Annotated in this window: 12 protein-coding genes and 2 pseudogenes; 7 read left to right on the forward strand and 7 right to left on the reverse strand. The window is 70.2% G+C overall.

What is annotated here, in order from left to right; all coding sequences use genetic code 11:
• Position 1 precedes the first annotated feature (1 nt).
• Positions 2–1,549, reverse strand: a complete 1,548-nt coding sequence (locus FGL15_RS18945; RefSeq protein WP_168223443.1) for a DUF3375 domain-containing protein — start codon at positions 1,547–1,549, stop codon at positions 2–4.
• Positions 1,550–1,794: 245 nt separating this feature from the next.
• Here FGL15_RS18945 and FGL15_RS18950 point away from each other — a divergent pair, with 245 nt between their 5' ends.
• The 4 genes and pseudogenes from FGL15_RS18950 to FGL15_RS18965 all read left to right on the forward strand — a co-directional run bounded on the left by FGL15_RS18950 (position 1,795) and on the right by FGL15_RS18965 (position 5,379).
• Complete coding sequence (locus tag FGL15_RS18950) at positions 1,795–2,478, forward strand: triacylglycerol lipase (protein WP_138947049.1); 684 nt, start codon at positions 1,795–1,797, stop codon at positions 2,476–2,478.
• 35 nt (positions 2,479–2,513) lie between these two features.
• A pseudogene (locus tag FGL15_RS21610) lies at positions 2,514–3,005 on the forward strand (glycosyltransferase family 2 protein); the annotation flags it as partial.
• Between the two features lie 530 nt (positions 3,006–3,535).
• A pseudogene (locus FGL15_RS21150) lies at positions 3,536–4,162 on the forward strand (ATP-grasp fold amidoligase family protein); the annotation flags it as partial.
• Positions 4,159–5,379: a glycosyltransferase family 4 protein gene (locus tag FGL15_RS18965; RefSeq protein ID WP_138947050.1), complete on the forward strand. Its 1,221-nt coding sequence runs from the start codon at positions 4,159–4,161 to the stop codon at positions 5,377–5,379. The pseudogene FGL15_RS21150 and the gene FGL15_RS18965, both read left to right, overlap by 4 nt.
• Here the strand turns inward: FGL15_RS18965 and FGL15_RS20615 are convergent.
• From FGL15_RS20615 to FGL15_RS18985, 4 genes are read right to left on the reverse strand one after another with little or no spacing between them, the layout of a single operon-like run.
• Positions 5,310–5,837: a glycosyltransferase family 2 protein gene (locus tag FGL15_RS20615; RefSeq protein WP_205858653.1), complete on the reverse strand. Its 528-nt coding sequence runs from the start codon at positions 5,835–5,837 to the stop codon at positions 5,310–5,312. The genes FGL15_RS18965 and FGL15_RS20615 overlap by 70 nt on opposite strands.
• 39 nt (positions 5,838–5,876) lie before the next feature.
• Entirely contained in the window at positions 5,877–7,220 is a 1,344-nt protein-coding gene (locus FGL15_RS18975) for a glycosyltransferase (RefSeq protein WP_240773641.1), read from the reverse strand.
• Positions 7,217–8,359, reverse strand: a complete 1,143-nt coding sequence (locus FGL15_RS18980) for a glycosyltransferase (protein WP_138947051.1) — start codon at positions 8,357–8,359, stop codon at positions 7,217–7,219. The genes FGL15_RS18975 and FGL15_RS18980 overlap by 4 nt, the downstream gene beginning before the upstream one ends.
• Positions 8,356–9,492 carry a glycosyltransferase gene (locus tag FGL15_RS18985; protein WP_138947052.1) on the reverse strand — a complete coding sequence of 379 codons (1,137 nt, stop codon included), beginning with the start codon at positions 9,490–9,492 and terminating at the stop codon, positions 8,356–8,358. Before FGL15_RS18985 ends, FGL15_RS18980 begins: the two co-directional genes overlap by 4 nt.
• A 133-nt stretch (positions 9,493–9,625) precedes the next feature.
• Here FGL15_RS18985 and FGL15_RS18990 point away from each other — a divergent pair, with 133 nt between their 5' ends.
• Both FGL15_RS18990 and FGL15_RS18995 read left to right on the forward strand, forming a co-directional pair.
• Positions 9,626–10,717: a hypothetical protein gene (locus FGL15_RS18990; protein WP_240773643.1), complete on the forward strand. Its 1,092-nt coding sequence runs from the start codon at positions 9,626–9,628 to the stop codon at positions 10,715–10,717.
• A gap of 62 nt (positions 10,718–10,779) precedes the next feature.
• On the forward strand, positions 10,780–13,206 hold the full coding sequence (locus FGL15_RS18995; RefSeq protein WP_138947053.1) for a phosphoketolase: 2,427 nt from the start codon (positions 10,780–10,782) through the stop codon (positions 13,204–13,206).
• On the opposite strand, the gene FGL15_RS19000 is transcribed toward FGL15_RS18995, so the two are convergent.
• Complete coding sequence (locus tag FGL15_RS19000) at positions 13,203–14,084, reverse strand: ADP/ATP-dependent (S)-NAD(P)H-hydrate dehydratase (RefSeq protein ID WP_138947054.1); 882 nt, start codon at positions 14,082–14,084, stop codon at positions 13,203–13,205. The genes FGL15_RS18995 and FGL15_RS19000 overlap by 4 nt on opposite strands.
• On the reverse strand, positions 14,071–14,811 hold the full coding sequence (locus tag FGL15_RS19005) for a histidine phosphatase family protein (protein WP_138947055.1): 741 nt from the start codon (positions 14,809–14,811) through the stop codon (positions 14,071–14,073). The genes FGL15_RS19000 and FGL15_RS19005 overlap by 14 nt, the downstream gene beginning before the upstream one ends.
• A 165-nt stretch (positions 14,812–14,976) precedes the next feature.
• Between FGL15_RS19005 and FGL15_RS19010 the strand changes: the two genes are divergently transcribed.
• On the forward strand, positions 14,977–16,602 hold the full coding sequence (locus FGL15_RS19010) for an MFS transporter (protein WP_138947056.1): 1,626 nt from the start codon (positions 14,977–14,979) through the stop codon (positions 16,600–16,602).
• Positions 16,603–16,634 lie beyond the last annotated feature (32 nt).

Below are 16,634 nucleotides of genomic sequence, written 5' to 3' on the forward strand. Positions count from 1 at the left end.
GTCATTCCGTTCCGTGCCCGGCCTGGTCGGCCGGAGCAGTGGTCGTGGTCGTCGTGGCTCGCGTCAGCGCTGCGACACCAGCCTCGCCGAGCGGGAAGGCCGGGAGTTCGAACGCGGTGGTCGTCCCATCAGGACGGACCGTCTCGTAGCGACGGCGTGGTGCCTGCTCGTCGTACGTGCCCAGCTGGGTCATGAGGTGGACGAGGCCGAAGAGCTCCACCGGTCGTCGGAGTTCCGGATCGAGCCCGGAGAACGCCGCATGGGCGTCCTCGGCACCGGAGGTCACCGCATCGAGGAGTCCGGCCCGGAGCTCGTCGAGGAGCGGTCCGCCCTGCGACCGGAGGGTGTCGAGCGACATCGCCGCGCCGTCGGTGCGTTCGACGGACGTCGCGATCGGCGGCGGTGCGACCTCGACGTCCGGATCGTAGAACCGCTCGCGCAGGTGTTCGATGTCGATGGTCTCGGGAAGCAGCGGCAGGTCGACGGTGGCGCGTGGTCCTGCGGTCCGCATCCAGATGCCGAGGCGCTGGTTTAGTGCCCGCAGGGTCGTGTCGAGCTCGCGGTCCTGCACGACGTCGTGGTGCACGATGTGGTCGCGGAGCGTCGCGGTGAGCCGCCGACGCTGCGCGAGGACGTCGTCGATCCCCTGTCGGATGATGCCGACGGCACCCCGGAAGCCACGGAGCTCAGCGGGCCCGAGCCTGGCCGAGAAGGGGTGGTCGAGGATCGTGGAGAGGTCGCGCTTGAGGTCCTGCAGCAGATCGTCGTTGCGGAGGAGTTCGAAAGCGCCCTCGAAGGCCCGACCCTCGGCCGTCGCCGTCATGAGCTCGTCGGTGCGCCGCAGGTAGTCGTCGAGGATCTCGCCGATCGGACGGGTGTCGTTCCGGAAGTCCTCGACGATCCGCCGGTGCATCGCGATGACGGACTCCTCGACTCGGCGGAAGTCGCTCGGGAGCTGCCGGATGAGGTCGGCGATGTTCGCGTAGCCGTCCTGCATCCGGTCGTCGCTCGCCGCGACGACGGTGCCGCCAGCCGCGACCCGTTCGCGTTCCGCCTGGAGCTCGGCGAGCTGGGCGTCGATGCGACGCAGATGCTCGTCGCGGTCGGGGTCGGCCTGCAGCGCCCATCGACGCACGGAGTCGAGGATCATGGTCAGGCGCGACTCACTGATGAGGGCGCGGTCGTGCGCGAGGCCGTCGACGAGCGAGACCGCTTCGAGCGCGTGCGAGGTGAGCGAGTACTGTTCCTCACCGTCGTCGGTGCTCGTCCGGACGAGCCACTGGTCGTGCACCCACTCCCGGCAGAGGGACCGGCCGCCACCGCGTTCGTCGCCGCCGGCCGGGATCCGGGCACCGCGAGCCGCGAGTTCGCCGAGGTACTCCTCGACCTGCAGATGGAAGCGGTCCGCTGCGACGAACTGGACGTCGCGGCCGAACGTGGTTCGGAAGATCGCGACCACCGCGGGCGCGGTCGGTCGGCTCAACAGCCGGATCGCAGGACGCTCCAGCGCGTCCCGGACGCGGCCGAACTCTCCGTCGATCTCTCCCACTGCACTCCTCGATCGTCCGGGCACACGAACACCCCGAGGCCACCGCAGCTGCCAGATTATCAGCGCACCGCACCCGTGGTGAGCCACGCCGAGCGTCGACGGTCATGATCGGCTCGGGCCCCGTCCGGCCGCTGTCAAGGTCCAGGGTGGGGCAGGGCGGTCCGGTTACGGTGAGGACATGGGAACAGAGCGACGCCCCGAGGTCCTGCGGGGAGACGGTTGAGCTGCGCGAAGGGTGATCGCCGATGATCCGTTCAGCGTTGCGGACACTCGGATGGTGGGCGCGCGACTACGCCTACGCACTCGTCTGGCAGGTCCGGGCCTTCGTCAGCCGCACCGACCCGCACGATTTCCTGTCCGGCGACCGGTCGCCGATCGTCGTCCTTCCGGGCGTCTACGAGACCTGGCGGTTCCTCGAGCCGCTCATCCGCCGACTCCACGACGACGGGCACCCGGTACACGTGATCGACCCGCTCGGACGCAACGACCGCTCGGTCCCGGTGGCGGCACGACTCGTCGCCGACTACCTCGAGGCGAACGGGCTCGGCGACGTCGTCCTCCTCGCGCACAGCAAGGGCGGGCTCGTCGGCAAGTACGTCATGTCGCTCGGCGGCGGGGGAGCCCGGATCTCCGGGATGCTCGCCGTCGCGGCGCCGTTCGCCGGATCGCGGTATGCGAGGCTCATGATCCTCCCGAGCCTGCGCATCTTCACCCCCGACGACCCGACGATCCTTGCGCTCTCCCGGGAGGCGACCGTCAACCCGAGGATCGTCTCCGTGTACGGGCGCTTCGATCCGCACATCCCGGGCGGCAGCCGACTCGACGGTGCCAAGAACGTGGAACTCGACACGGGCGGCCACTTCCGGATCCTCGCCCACCCGCGCGTGTTCGCGGAGGCACAGCTGCTGGCGGACGGGCGGGACGCATGACGATCGAGACGCTCGAGACCGCGGTCCACCCGCCCATGACCGTGGACGTGGTCGTTCCGGTGAAGGACGATGCGGCGCTTCTGCGCCGCTGTCTGCGCTCACTGCGCGCGCAGCACACCGGACCCGCATCGATCATCGTCGTCGACAACGGCAGCCGCGATCGCGCCGAGGTCGCGGCCATCGCCGAGCGGTACGGCGCGGTCCTCATCGATGAGCCGATGCCCGGCATCCCCGCGGCGAACGCAGCAGGCTTCGACCATGCGACGGCGACGATCGTCGCGAGACTCGACGCGGACTGCGTGCCGCCGCCGGACTGGTTGACCCGGATCACCGAGGCGTTCGCGACGGACCCGGAACTTGAGGCACTCACCGGCCCCGCCGTCTTCATCGACGGTCCCCGCCCGCTCCGAGCACCGCTCGCCGGCCTCTACCTCGGGGCGTACCGGCTCTTCGTCGGGGCCGCCCTCGCCCAGGTCCCGATCTTCGGGTCCAACTGTGCGATCCGACGCGAGACGTGGGAGCAGATCGCCGAGACGGTGCACCGCGAGGATGCGGAACTGCACGACGATCTGGACGTGTCGACACACCTGGGTCTCCACCGACGCGTGCGCTACGACCGGTCGCTCGGGATGGGGATCTCGATGCGCCCGTTCACCGATGCCGGTTCGCTCGTCCTCCGGATGCGTCGGGGCTGGACGACCCTGCGTGTGCACTGGCCGGAGGACCTGCCCGCCGTCAGATGGTTCCATCGCAGCCGCCGCCTGCGCGCCATCGTGCCGGATGCGACGAGCGCACCGCGGACGGTGCCCTGGCGGGAGCGGAGCCGGCTGGTGCGCGCCGTCCGGCTCTGGCGGACGCGCCGGCCGGTGACGTTCCGGGAGAAGGTCCGGTACAAGATGCTCCGCGACCGTCGTCCGCTGATCGTCACCTTCGCGGACAAGGCCGCCGTACGGGAGCTCGTCGCTTCGCGCATCGGCTGGCACGTCCTCCCGCGCGTGTACGGGATCCTCGACGATCCGCATGAGTTGCGGGACCTGGAGCTCCCGGGTCCTACGTCGTCAAGCCGACTCACGGCAGCGGGGCGGCGATCGTCGTCTCGTCCTCCGCCAGCCCCGACGCCCGTCTGCCGACCGACGCGGGGAGCTGGGAGTACCGGCATGTCCGACCGGAGACGGTGGATCGTGATCGACTCGTCGAACTCGCGAACGGCTGGGTGTCCCAGTTGTACGGTCAGGGACCGAACCGCGAGTGGGTGTACGGACGGGTCCCGCGCAGGATCATCGTCGAGGAGCTGCTGGAGGGACCGGATGGCGGGATCCCCGACGACCTCAAGTTCTTCGTCTTCCATGGGCGCTGCCGGTACATCCAGCTCGACTCCGGCAGGTTCGGACGCCGGACCCAGGACTTCTTCCTGCCGGATTGGCGGCACCTGCCACTCAGCGGCGGACCGGCGTGGGCCGACCCGGAACCGTCGGCGCCCGAACGGCTCGACGAGATGATCGACCTGGCCGAGCGCCTGGCCGCCGACACCGACTTCGTCCGCGTGGACCTGTACGACCTCGGCGACCGCATCGTGTTCGGTGAGCTGACGAGCTACCCCGCCGGTGGCGAGAGTCCGTTCGACCCGGAGCGGTACAACGCGGAGTTCGGTTCCTGGTGGACGGTGCCGAGGCGATACCGGTGAGTGACGTCCCGCATGGTCCACGACGGCAGCGCTGGCTCGTTGCCGCGACCGAGTATGCGGGGCTCACGAGCTACACGGGCGGGATCGGACGGCACTACGCCGCGCTCCTTCCCGCCCTCGTCCGCTCGGGAGTCGAGGTCGACCTCGTCGTGTGCTCGGACGACGAGCTGCCCGTCGGCGCGGACATCGACGGCGTCCGTCTCATCGACGCCGTACGGCACGGCAGTCGATCACCACGCGTCCTCAGGATGCTCCTCGGCGCCCGAACCGTCCGCCGGGTGTTCCGACGCGGTTCGTACGATCGGATCTTCCTGCCCGAATGGAGCGCGCTCGGATCAGCGCTGCCGCGTTCGGCTCCCCTCGTGACGAATCTCGCCACGAGTATTCGTCTCTCCAACCTCGTCTCGGGACTCCGCCTCGGTGACCTGCCGGTCGCAGGGCGCATCGCGGTGATCGTCCAGGACGCGCTCGAGACCCGACAGATCCGACGGTCTGCTGCGCTCGTCGCGATCTCGACCGCGATGCTCGCACGCACGAAGGACCTGCTCGACGCCCTGCCGCCGGCCGCCGTCGTGCGCAACTGCATCGACGTCGACGCCGTCCGCGTTGCCGCGTCGACCGCCGGGCTGCCGGCTCAGTGGCCGACCAGGGCGGAACCGGTCGTGCTCTTCCTCGGCCGGCTCGAGCGGCGGAAGGGTGTCGTGGAGGCGTTTCAGGCGTTCGCGTTGCTCGTCCGGCAGAAGCCCGATGCCCGACTCGTCCTCGCCGGTTCCAGCGGTGACCGGCGGTTCGAACCGGACCTGACGGCGCTGCTGTCCATCCTGCCCGAGTCGGTACGGGACCGGGTCGTGTGGCTCGGGCATGTGGTGGGAGCGGAGCTCTATCGGGCCGTCGGAGCTGCGACGGTGGTCATGTGCCCCTCGCGCTGGGAGGGGTTCGGCAACGTCGCGCTCGAGGTGAAGACGATCGGGACCCCGCTGGTCGTGACCACCGGGAGCGGGTACGACGACTTCTGCACGGACGGCGTCGACTGCCTCATGGTGCCGCCGGGAGACCACGGAGCCCTCGCGGGAGCACTACGAGAGGTGCTGGACGCGCCGTCGGACGCCCTGACGCGGGCCGCGACCGCACGTGCATCCGTCGACCGTTACGCGCCGGAGCCTGTCGCCGCGGCGCTGGTGTCCGCAGTCGACGGACTGCTCGGGCCGGTCGGCTGAACCCGGACCCAGTCGTCGCCGATCCGTCGGACTGCACCAGCCTGAGCGAACGCCTCCAGCCAACCGGTCATCGGCCAGGTTCCCCACCGGTCGGCGAACCGCGCGCCGTTCCGGAGGATGTCGTCGAAGTGCTGCCAGGGCGGGCGCTGCGTCTCGTGGTGCTGGTGGTAGGCGTGCGCGCCTCCGACCCACACGAGGGGTGTCCGCGCCGCGCTCAGGGCGAACGCGAAGTCGGTGTCCTCTCCGCCGTAACCTTCGTACCCCTCGTCGAATCCTCCGCTCCGGGACCAGGTCGACGCACTCGTCGCGAAGGACAACGACCAGAACAGCGGGTACTCGTCCTCGGAGGCGACGCGCTCCGAGCCGTCGTCCGGGTTCGGTCTCGCGGCATGCGGTGCCGTCGCCGCCGCCAACGCGCGTCGGTCGGAGACGTCCACGCCGGGCTGCAGGTAGGTCACCGGGCCGCAGAGCACTGCCCCGGGTGGCGATCGGACGCCTCACGGTATCGGTCGAGCAGGGCCGGCCCGGGGACGCAGTCCGCGTCGAGGAACACGATGAGGTCGGCACCGCGGTCGATGGCGAGCGCTGCACCGGCGTTCCGGCCTGCCGCGAGACGGAGTCCGTCGGACCCCGGTGGAAGGTGGACCGTCAGCTCCGCGTCGAGGGTCGGGGGTGCGTCGTCGCCGATCCACACGACAAGTCGCTCCACCGCGTCGCCCGAGGTCGGTATGGACGCCCCGACGGCCTCGAGCTGCCGTTCGAGGTGTCCGAGTCGGGGGCGCGAGCACAGGGTCACGACAGACGTCCTCACCGTCCGCCCCTGCGGGATCGCCGACCGCGACCGCCTCGATCGCCTCCGCTGCTCGTCGGGCGGCGCCCGCAACCTGCCAACGAGACCAGTCGGGTTGGAACTCCGAGGCCCGGTCGAGGATGCCCGTCCAGTCCGCGGCGTCGGGCCAGGTCGACCGCACGACCGCCAGCTCATTGGCTTCGAGTGCGCGGGCGGTGGACACCTGCTCGTCGAACGGGCGCTCCTGTGGGACCACGACCGCCGTGACGCCGGCCGCCGCGAGATCGGCGATCGCGTTCTGACCGGCCCACGACACCACCACCTCCGCCCGGCAGAGCGCGTCCCACGGGTCGTCGGTCCAGACGGACCCGGCACCGGCGCCGAGCGAGGTCCAGTCGCGACCGCTGGCGTGGGCGGCCTCCTCCACGGCTTCCTGCGACACCGAGGAGCCGCCGGCCCCGGCGAGGAGGAGCACCCCGCTGCGCCCGGCTTCCGCGGCAGTCCGCTCGCGACCCTCGAAGCGACTGATGCCGCCGGTGTGGACCACCTTGTCCTGCACGGGACGCAGGTGCTCCAGCTCCAGCACACCCTGAGGCCATGGGGCGATGATCGTCGACGCCGCACGGAAAGCGAGCGAATGCGGTTCGTCGTCACGGTGGCCCGGCTGTGCCATGACGACGGTGGGGACGCCGAGCAGGCGTGCAAGGAGCACCACCTCGACGGAGACGTCCACCACCATCGCGTCGATCCGCTGCTGCGCGAGGGCGACGGCGATGGTCGCAAGACGAGCACGGTGACCGGCATGGCCGAGTGGGGCCCAGTGCAGCAGCCCCTCCGCGGTCGGATCGCAGTCGCCCGGGGGAGAAGCGCCGTCCGGCACGTCGTCGTCCCGGTCGAGCACCACCCAGGAACAGTTCGAGGGGAGTCCCACCGGCGCGGCGAACGAGCTGAAGCAGACGATGTCGGCGTCGAGGTGCGGAGCGACGGCGAGCAGGCGCGTCACGTGCCCCCGTCCGTGGTGGTGCACGTACCAACCGATGCGGGGCCTCACGAGCTGAACTCGTCGACGCGACCGGAACCGAGCACGGGCGAGTCGCCGAGGAGTGCAGCGAAGTGCTCCTCGAGCCGGCCCACCCTGGCGTCGAGCGAGAACCGGGCGAGGGCGGACGCCCGGATCGAGGCGCGGAACCCCCGGTCCAGCTCCGACTGCCGGATCAACCCGTCCACGCGGTCCGCCATGGCCGCCAGGTCTCCTGGTGCGACGACCTGCATCCCGACGCTCGCCTGGGCGATCTCGGGCACACCGCCGACGGCGAAGCTGACCACCGGAGTCCCGGTCATCAGCGCTTCCGGTGCGACGAGACCGAACGGCTCTGCCCAGGCCGGCGTCGAGACCGCTGCCGCGCTCCGTCCCACGAGCGTGGCGAGCCGCGTCGGATCGAGCGGCCCCACATGTCGGACGTCGCGTCCCAGCAGCGGCGACAGCACGCGCTCGGCGTACACCGGATCACCCACGCGACCGGCGATGACGAGCCGTCGCCCCAGTCGGCGGGCGACGTCGACCGCGAGGTGCGGAGCCTTCTCCGCGACGACCCGTCCGAACCACACGAGGTCGTCACCGCCTCGGCCGGCTCGCCAGGCATCCGGATCGATGCCGTTCAGGAGCACCTCCGACTCGACACCGGCCGTCGCCCAGGTGCGTTTCGTGAACTCGCTCACCGCCAGGAACCGGCTGCCGTCGGAACCGGCCCGGTTCGCTGCTGCGGCGACGGCCTCGTCGACCGGGGTGTGCAGGGTGGTGATCATGGGGACGCCCAGATCAGGTGCCAGTTCCACCGGGAGCGCGTCCAGGCAGTGGTTCGACACGACGTCGTAGCGCCCCGGCCGAGCGGCGATCGCTTCGAGCGCGCGACGCAGTGCCGGGACGGATCGGGTCATGTGGCCCGGGGGATACCGCTCGTCGTCGGGGGAGGACCAGCGCGGCCACCGCAATTCCGGCAGTTCGAAGACGCTGCCGCGCTCGACGAAGTCGGACCCGCGGACGCCGATGAACGTCACCTCGTGGCCTCGTTCACGGAGAGCAGTGACCTCCGACCACACGGCGGATTCGAGCCCGCCGGCGTGCGGGCGACGGATGGGGAAGCGCAGCGGGGCGATGACGACGACGCGCAGTCGTGGACCGGCCGTCACGAGGCGCGCTCGGCGATGACTCGGCGGTACAGCTCGGCGTGCGCTGCCGCACCGGCGGCGTCGTCGACGACGCGCCGGGCGCCGCGCTCGGCGACGGCCGCGATCCGGTCGGAGGAGCCGGCACTGGTCGTGCCGTCCGCGTCGAGCAGCGCGCCGATTGCACGCTCGAGTGATGCTCCGTCCCCGAGGTCGTAGGCGGAGACGGTGTCGTCGGGATGCTGATCGAGGTAGGCCCCGACGCCAGACGGGATGGCGACGGACACGCCGAGATCCCAGCAGAGTTCGAGCCAACCCGAGTGCGTGCCGTACCGGTAGGGGAGGAGACAGACGTCCAGGCGGCTGAGTGCGATGGCGAGTCCGAGGTCGTCCAGCCGCTCGTGCTCGATGAGCAGCGCCGCTTCCGAGCTGCCGACGAGCCGTCGGACGGCCTCGCGTGCTTCCGGATCCCGGACCGTGTGGTGCATCCGCACCTCCGCGACGATGTCCCCTCCACGGCGGCGGAGGCGTTCGACCGCGTCGATGAGGGTGGTGACGGCACCGACCGCGTCGACATTTGGACGCAGATCCTTCAGGTGGACGCCGACCCGCGTCTCCGCCGACGGCAACACGAGCGGAACCGTGACGTCGTCCGACAGGAGCGACGGGTGCGGGATGACGACGGCGTCGCGGCCCCAACGTTCCCGGATGCCGGCGGCGGCGCCAGGGGTCAGGGTGATCAGGGCGTCTGCTCCACGGACGAGCTCGTCGAGCTGCCGGTCGTAGGCGGCCTGGTTGTCGAGCTGCGGGTGTTCAAGGTCATGCACCGTGTAAACGACCGACCAGCCGACCTGGTGCGCTGCCTCGATGCACGAGGTCACGTGTCCGGGTGGGAACGACTCCGTACCGAAGTGGATGTGCAGCACGTCGGCATCGACCGCGTGGTCGTGGATCCAGTCCGGATCGAGGGCGGCGGGCGGCCACCAGACGCCCGATGGCGCTCCATCGACCGGTGGATCGCTCAGCACGTCGATGTCGGGCGAGGCGGTGATGCGGCCGACGTAGGGGTGCGCGGCCGGGATCGAGACGACGCGGATCGGACGAGATGCCGGGTCGGCTGCTCGATCGGTGGCGTGCGACATCACGGTCGACTGCATGGCGGGATCCCCTGTACGGATACGGGCGCGAGACGCGCGGACGGGTCGGCGCGATACGGGCGCCGTCCTCCGAACATAGGTCCGATGACGAGAGTGCCCGCGACCCTTGACGCGGGCCCTCCACTGCACCACCATGACGCAGGTGATCGCAGCCCCACCCCGTCTCCTCATGGTCGGCCCACAGCACCACGGCGTCGTCCAGTACGCGATCGACGTCGCCGACGCCGTGGTCGCCACGGACCCTCGCACGGAACGGGTGTACGCCCCGACCCCGTCCGACGCCGTGCACCTGCTCGACGGCGTGGACCGTGCACACGTCCACGTCACCGACCGCCTCTTCGGCCGGTCGCCCGAGGAGGCGGCGGACGCCGTCGAGCGCCTCGCAGACGCCACCGAGTTGACCGTCACCCTCCACGACATCCCGCAGACCTCGGACGGCAGGATGCTGGACCGCCGCATCGCCGCCTACGCACGGTTCATCGCAGCCGCCCACGCGACGGCCGTCAACAGCCGGCACGAGCAGGCGCTCGCTGAAGAGTTCCTCGGTGCCAGTGCCGCGACCGTTCCGCACGCCATTCCGCTCGGCTCCCGGATCGGGACGGCGGCGGTGACGGCCGACGATGCATCGCTGACGGGAACGGCCCGCCCACTCACCGTCCTCATCGCCGGATTCATCTACCCAGGTAAGGGTCATTCGTCGGCGATCCAGGCGGCTTCGCGTGCGGCGGAGGATCTCCGTGCCACCGGTCACCAGGTCGCCGACGTCGTCGTCCGAGCCATCGGCGGCCCCTCGGCCGGGCATGAAGCGGACGTGCTCGCCCTCGAGGCGGAAGCCCGCACCGTCGGCGTCTCGTTCGAAGTCACCGGATATCTCGACGATGCGGCGTTCACCGCGCAGATCTCGCGCCCCGGCATCCCCCTGGCCGCACACGGCCATGTCTCCGCGTCACGCTCCATGCTCGACTGGGTCGAGGCAGGCCGCCGGCCGCTCGTCGTCGACTCGCGCTATGCAGTGGAGATGGATCAGCTGCGCCCGGAGACGATGGTCCGGTACGACCCGTCGACGCTGCACTCCGAGTTGGCGGCGGCCTGGCTGGACCCCTCTCGGACGCGTTTGCCCGCCGGTTGTGACCTCCGCCCGGCGCTGCCGGACATCGCGCGCGCCTATCTCGACTGGTGGGGCCTGATAGCCGGCACCGGTCGGCACCGCCCGCCGACGCTCTAGCACGCTCGCAGGAGCGACGCACCACCCTGGCCTCCGGTCGCTCGACCTGGGATCTTGGGACGATGACGCACAACGCACGGGACGGGTCGACGACGGACAGCTGGCGGCCTCGCGGCACGAGCGAGCCGGTGTCCGAACGGAGCATCGAACAGGTCGATGCCTGGTGGCGCGCCGCGAACTACCTGTCCGTCGGGCAGATCTACCTGCTCGACAACCCGCTCCTCCGCCGCCCGCTCGAAGCCGCTCATGTGAAGCGCCGGCTCCTCGGCCATTGGGGGACCGCTCCGGGGTTGAATCTGACCTACGCGCATCTCAACCGCGTGATCGCGGAGCGCCACCAGTCGGCGATGTTCATCGCAGGGCCCGGGCACGGCGGGCCGGCGATCCTGGCGAGCGCCTACCTGGACGGCACCTACAGCGAGATCTACCCTGACGTCGCCGAGACCGAAGCAGGGTTGACCCGGTTCTTCCGTCAGTTCAGCTTCCCCGGCGGGGTACCGAGTCACGCGGCGCCCGAGACGCCAGGCAGCATCCATGAGGGTGGCGAGCTGGGGTACGTCCTGAGCCACGCGTACGGCGCAGCCTTCGACAATCCAGATCTCCTCGTGGCGGCGGTCGTCGGCGACGGTGAAGCGGAGACCGGACCTCTCGCGACCAGCTGGCACTCCAACAAGTTCATCGACCCGGTCCAGGACGGCGTCGTCCTGCCCATCCTGCACCTGAACGGCTACAAGATCGCGAACCCGACGGTCCTGGCTCGCATCCCTCGCTCCGAACTCGAGAGTCTCCTGCGCGGATACGGACACGAACCGTTCTTCGTCGAGGGCGGGTTCGACGGCGAGGATCCGATGGAGGTCCACCGCAGGTTCGCCGAGGTCCTCGACGTCGTGCTCGACCGCATCGCGTTTATCAAGTCACGGGCCGCCACCGGAGACACCGGACGGCCGGTGTGGCCCATGATCGTGCTGCGCACACCGAAGGGCTGGACCTGCCCGGAGGTGATCGACGGCGTCCGGGTCGAGGGGACGTTCCACGCGCATCAGGTCCCGCTCGCCGACGCTCGGGACACCGAGGAGCACACGCGGATCCTGGAGTCCTGGATGCGGAGCTACCGGCCTGAGGAGCTCTTCGACGATCACGGCGCGGTGGTTCCGCTCGTGCGGGAACTCGCTCCGCTCGGGGAGGCCCGGATGAGCGCGACTCCGCACGCCAACGGAGGTCTGCTGCGCACGGAACTCGACCTCCCTGCGATCGACGACGCCGCCGTCGTCGTGGACGCCCCCGGTGGTCGCGACGCCGGGGCGACGAGTGTCCTGGGTTCGTGGCTCACGGAGGTGATCCGGCGTAACCCGACGACATTCCGGATCTTCGCTCCCGACGAACTCGCCAGTAACCGACTTCAGGCGGTCTTCGAGGTGACCGAACGACAGTGGAACGCCGAGACCGTCCCGGACGATGAGCATCTCGCCCGCGCCGGCCGGGTCATGGAGATGCTCAGCGAGCACCAGTGCCAGGGCTGGTTGGAGGGGTACCTGCTCACGGGTCGGCACGGCCTGTTCACGTGCTACGAGGCATTCATCCACATCGTGGACTCCATGTTCAACCAGCACGCCAAGTGGCTGAACGGTTCACGTGAGTTGCCGTGGCGTCGCCCGGTGGCGAGTCTCAACTACCTGCTCACGAGCCACGTCTGGCGACAGGACCACAACGGCTTCAGCCACCAGGATCCCGGATTCATCGACCACGTCGTGAACAAGAAGCCCGGCGTCATCCGGGTGTATCTGCCGTTCGATGCCAACACCCTCCTGGCCGTCGCGGAGCACTGCCTGCAGAGCACGGACGAGATCAACGTCATCGTCGCCGGGAAGGATCAGGAACCCGTGTGGCTCGGGATCGACGACGCTCGCGCGCACTGCACCCGAGGGCTCGGCATCCTTCCCTTCGCCGGTTCAGAGCGTGCGGGGGAGCGTCCCGACCTCGTCATGGCCTGTGCGGGGGACGTCCCAACGCTCGAGACACTGGCCGCCGTGAGCATCCTGCGCGAGCGCATCCCGGAGCTGTCCGTCCGGGTCGTCAACGTCGTCGACCTCATGCGACTCATGAGCGAGGATCGTCATCCGCACGGCCTCTCCGACGCCGAGTACGACAGCGTGTTCACGACGGACCGTCCAGTCGTCTTCGCCTACCACGGGTACCCGTGGCTCATCCACCGGCTGACGTACAAGCGCCGCGGGCACGATCAGCTGCACGTCCACGGGTACCTCGAGAACGGGACGACCACGACTCCGTTCGACATGGTGATGCTCAACGAGATCGACCGGTTCTCGCTCGTGTGCGACGCGATCGACCGGACGCCGGGGCTCGGCGAGCGCTATGCGGGTCTCCGTCAGGAGATGCAGGATGCACGACTCCGAGCGCAGGCGCACACCAGGGAGTTCGGCGAGGATGCACCCGAGATCGCCGGATGGCGCTGGCCCGCTGTCGGCTAAGACCGCCCCGTGACGGGTCGCTCGAGCTCTCGGAGGAGCGTCGGGAACTCGTCCGCGAACTCGCGGGCGAGGGCTCCGAGTGGGCCGATCCGGTCGGCGAGCCGATCGCCGGAGGCGGCGTGCAGCACGGTGCCCCAGCAGCTCGCGGCGAGCGGGGAGAGTCCGCGCGCCGCGAGCCCGGCGATCGCACCGGCCAGGACGTCGCCGCTCCCCGCCGTCCCGAGAGCCGGACTCCCGCCGGGCGCGATGAAATCCCGCTCGCCGTCGGAGACCCTGCCCTGACAGGTGACGACGGCTCCGTAGCGACGCGCCAGCTCGAGCGCCGCCGTGTCAGGGTCGGCCTCGTCCACGTCGAGGAGGATCGCTGCCTCGGCCACGTTCGGGGTGAACACGAGGCGACCCTCCAGCCCCGTCGAGAAGTCGGGAGCGTGTGCCAGGGCTCCGAGCGCGAAGGCGTCGAGGACCACGACGGTGTCGGCGCCCAGGAGCGGGCGCACGCCGTGGAGGAGTGCCGCGGCTTCGTCCGCGTCGTCGAGGCCGGGACCGAGCAGCAGACAGTCGACGTCCAGGACGTCTTCGAGTCGGCCGACCCCGTCACCCCGGACGGCTCCGCCGCTGGTCTCGGCCAGCCCGATAACGCCGGCCTCCGGGAAGGCGATCGCGAGTGCGGACGATGCTGACGCACCGACCGCGAGCGTGATCCGACCCGCGCCGACCCTGAGAACGGCCAGGCCCGCCAAGGCGACCGCCCCGGGCGTCATCCGCGCGCCGCCGACGACGAGCACCGACCCACGATCGTCCTTCGACGATCCGGGATCGGGGAGCGGCCAGTCGGCGAGGACCTCGGGCGTCAGGGTGGTGGGGTCAGCTTCGGACATCGGTCGCCCCCGAGTGCTCGGTGACCGGGACCTGCGCCTGCTGGAGGTGTGCGGTCGCATTCGCCGCCCGCGCCTTCCACGCCCGTCCGTCGTGGACGAGGTGGGTGAAGGAGGCGTTCGGCGTCGGACGGAGAGCGGCCTCCTCCAGGACGCGACGCTCGTCCCACCCCTCGCAGATGTACCGGAAGAGCGAGATGACGGCGTCGTGACAGACCACCAGGGCCCGCGTGCGGTCGGTGTGTCGATCCAGGTCGCCGATGAACGACCGGAGGCGGAGCGCCACGTCCGTCCACGACTCGCCTCCCGGTGGTCGGTAGTAGAACTTGCCGAGGAACCGTCGTCGAGCGGCCTCCTCAGGGAACTCCGCATCGACACCCATCGAGGTGAAGGTGTCGAGGATCCCGAGTTCGCGATCACGCAGTCGTTCGTCGACGACCGGGCGAAGCTCATCGGCGTCGAACGCTGCGGCCCGGAGGGCGACCACGGCCGTCTCATGCGCTCGTCGGTAGGGAGAGCTGAACACGATGTCCGGCCGATCGGCGGGTGTGAGGGTCGCGAGGCGTCTCCCCACTGCAGTCGCCTGCTCGAGTCCGAGTTCCGAGAGTGGGACGTCTGCGTCTCGGCTCGGAACGGCGATGCGGTGGGATCCCGCGCGATCGGCTTCGAGTGCGGCGACGTTCCCGGCGCTCTCACCGTGGCGGACGAGGATCAGTTCCGTGATGGCCATGGATCCACGGTAGCCAGCACGATTCGGCGGTCGCAGACCTTGACGATTCGACGATCATCCTCCATGGAGCGACGCCGGCGGTCGACCGCTCGACGGTGATGCACAGCTCGATGATTGCGACAAACCGACGAGGCCGGAGCCGCGGCGGCGTCCTATCGTTCGACCATGTCGTCACCCACCGCAATTCGCTCGTCGCAACCGTCAGCTTGGGCGCCCATGGCGATCACCGCCTTCAGGGTGCTGTGGTTCGCCCAGCTGGGGAGCAACATCGGCACCTGGATGCAGACCGTGGGAGCCCAGTGGGTCCTGGTCGAGGCCGCCGCCGGGGCTGCGGTCATCGCCCTCGTGCAGACCGCGAGCCTCGCGCCCGCCATCCTGGTCGCCCTCCCGGCAGGCGTTCTCGCCGACTCGCTCGACCGGCGACGGCTGCTCATCTGGGGATCGTCGGTGAGCGCGGTCCTCGCCGCCTCGCTCACCATCGTGGCGGCGATCGGCGCGCTGACGCCGTGGACGATCCTGGCGTTCACCTTCCTGCTCGGCATCACCTCCACCCTGACCTCGCCCGCCTGGCAGGCGATTCAGCCGGAGCTCGTGCCGCGCAACCTGATCGCGGCGTCGTCGGCTCTCGGCGGTGTGACCGTGAACGGAGCCCGTGCGGTCGGTCCCGCGCTGGCCGGCGTCGTTTTGTCGGCCTTCGGCGCCTCCGTCGTGTTCGGCATCAACGCGCTGAGCTTCGTCGGGGCCGTGATCGCGCTCGTCTGGTGGAAGCGGCCGGCGCAGACCGGTCTCGACGACCGTGAGCCGTTCGGGGCCGCGTTGCGAGCGGGGGTCCGGTACGTCGTCTCCGCGCACCTCGTCCGCCGGATCCTGCTGCGTTCCGCGCTCTTCGCCCTGCCGGCCAGCGCCCTCTGGGCACTGCTGCCCCTCACGGCGAAGCGCCTCCACCTCGACTCGAGCGGATATGGTCTCCTGCTCGGTGCCCTCGGTGTCGGTGCCGTGCTGGGCATCTTCGCCCTACCGCTCGCTCGGCGTCGGTTCTCCGACAACGCCGTGATCGCCGCGAGTGCGGTGCTCTTCGCCGCGGGGTCGCTCGCAGCGGCGTTCTTGCCCTTCGCGCCGACGCTGGGGCTGCTCGTGTTCGCGGGGTTGGCCTGGATCGGCACGCTGACGGTGCTGAACGCCGCGCTGCAGCTCACCCTGCCGCAGTGGGTGCGGTCCCGCGGAGCCTCGATCTACATCCTCGTCTTCATGGGGGTGATGGCCATCGGATCCATCGGCTGGGGCGTGGCAGCGCAGGGGCTCGGCACGCCGCTCGCATACAGCGCCTCGGCCGTCCTGCTGCTGCTGGTGGCGGCCAGTGTGCGGGTGCTGCCCCTGCTCCCCGGAACTGGAACCGTCGACCGCAGCATCTCGATGTCCTGGCCCACACCCACGCTCGTGTTCGAGCCACAGCCGACCGACGGGCCGGTCCTCGTGCAGATCTCCTACACGGTCCATCCCGACTCGCTCGCCGCGTTCCAGACAGCCATGGGTCGTGTCGAGTCCTCTCGTCGCCGGACCGGCGCCTCGAGATGGGCCCTGTACCGGAGTGGTGAGGAGGCCGACGTGCAGTTGGAGACGTTCATGGTGCCGTCGTGGGGCGAGTTCCGACGACAGGAGACGCAGCGTCTGACCGACCGCGACCGCGATATCCGCGCTGCAGCGCTGTCCCACGCCGACGGTGCACCCGTCGAACGACACTTCTTCCCGAGCGATGCCGCAGACTCGTCCCGCCGGACCGGAACGTCCTGAGCTCGCGGAGTGAGTCGCCACCGTGGAGAGGG

Source organism: Plantibacter sp. M259 (assembly GCF_006065115.1).
Taxonomy (GTDB): domain Bacteria; phylum Actinomycetota; class Actinomycetes; order Actinomycetales; family Microbacteriaceae; genus Plantibacter; species Plantibacter auratus.

Excerpts from the sequence above, each read along its gene's own strand:
- FGL15_RS18950 (WP_138947049.1), top strand. The coding sequence starts at position 1,795 with ATGATCCGTTCAGCGTTGCGGACACTCGGATGGTGGGCGCGCGACTAC.
- FGL15_RS18985 (WP_138947052.1), bottom strand. The coding sequence starts at position 9,492 with ATGCAGTCGACCGTGATGTCGCACGCCACCGATCGAGCAGCCGACCCG.
- FGL15_RS18990 (WP_240773643.1), top strand. The coding sequence starts at position 9,626 with ATGACGCAGGTGATCGCAGCCCCACCCCGTCTCCTCATGGTCGGCCCA.
- FGL15_RS18995 (WP_138947053.1), top strand. The coding sequence starts at position 10,780 with ATGACGCACAACGCACGGGACGGGTCGACGACGGACAGCTGGCGGCCT.
- FGL15_RS19000 (WP_138947054.1), bottom strand. The coding sequence starts at position 14,084 with ATGTCCGAAGCTGACCCCACCACCCTGACGCCCGAGGTCCTCGCCGAC.
- FGL15_RS19005 (WP_138947055.1), bottom strand. The coding sequence starts at position 14,811 with ATGGCCATCACGGAACTGATCCTCGTCCGCCACGGTGAGAGCGCCGGG.
- FGL15_RS19010 (WP_138947056.1), top strand. The coding sequence starts at position 14,977 with ATGTCGTCACCCACCGCAATTCGCTCGTCGCAACCGTCAGCTTGGGCG.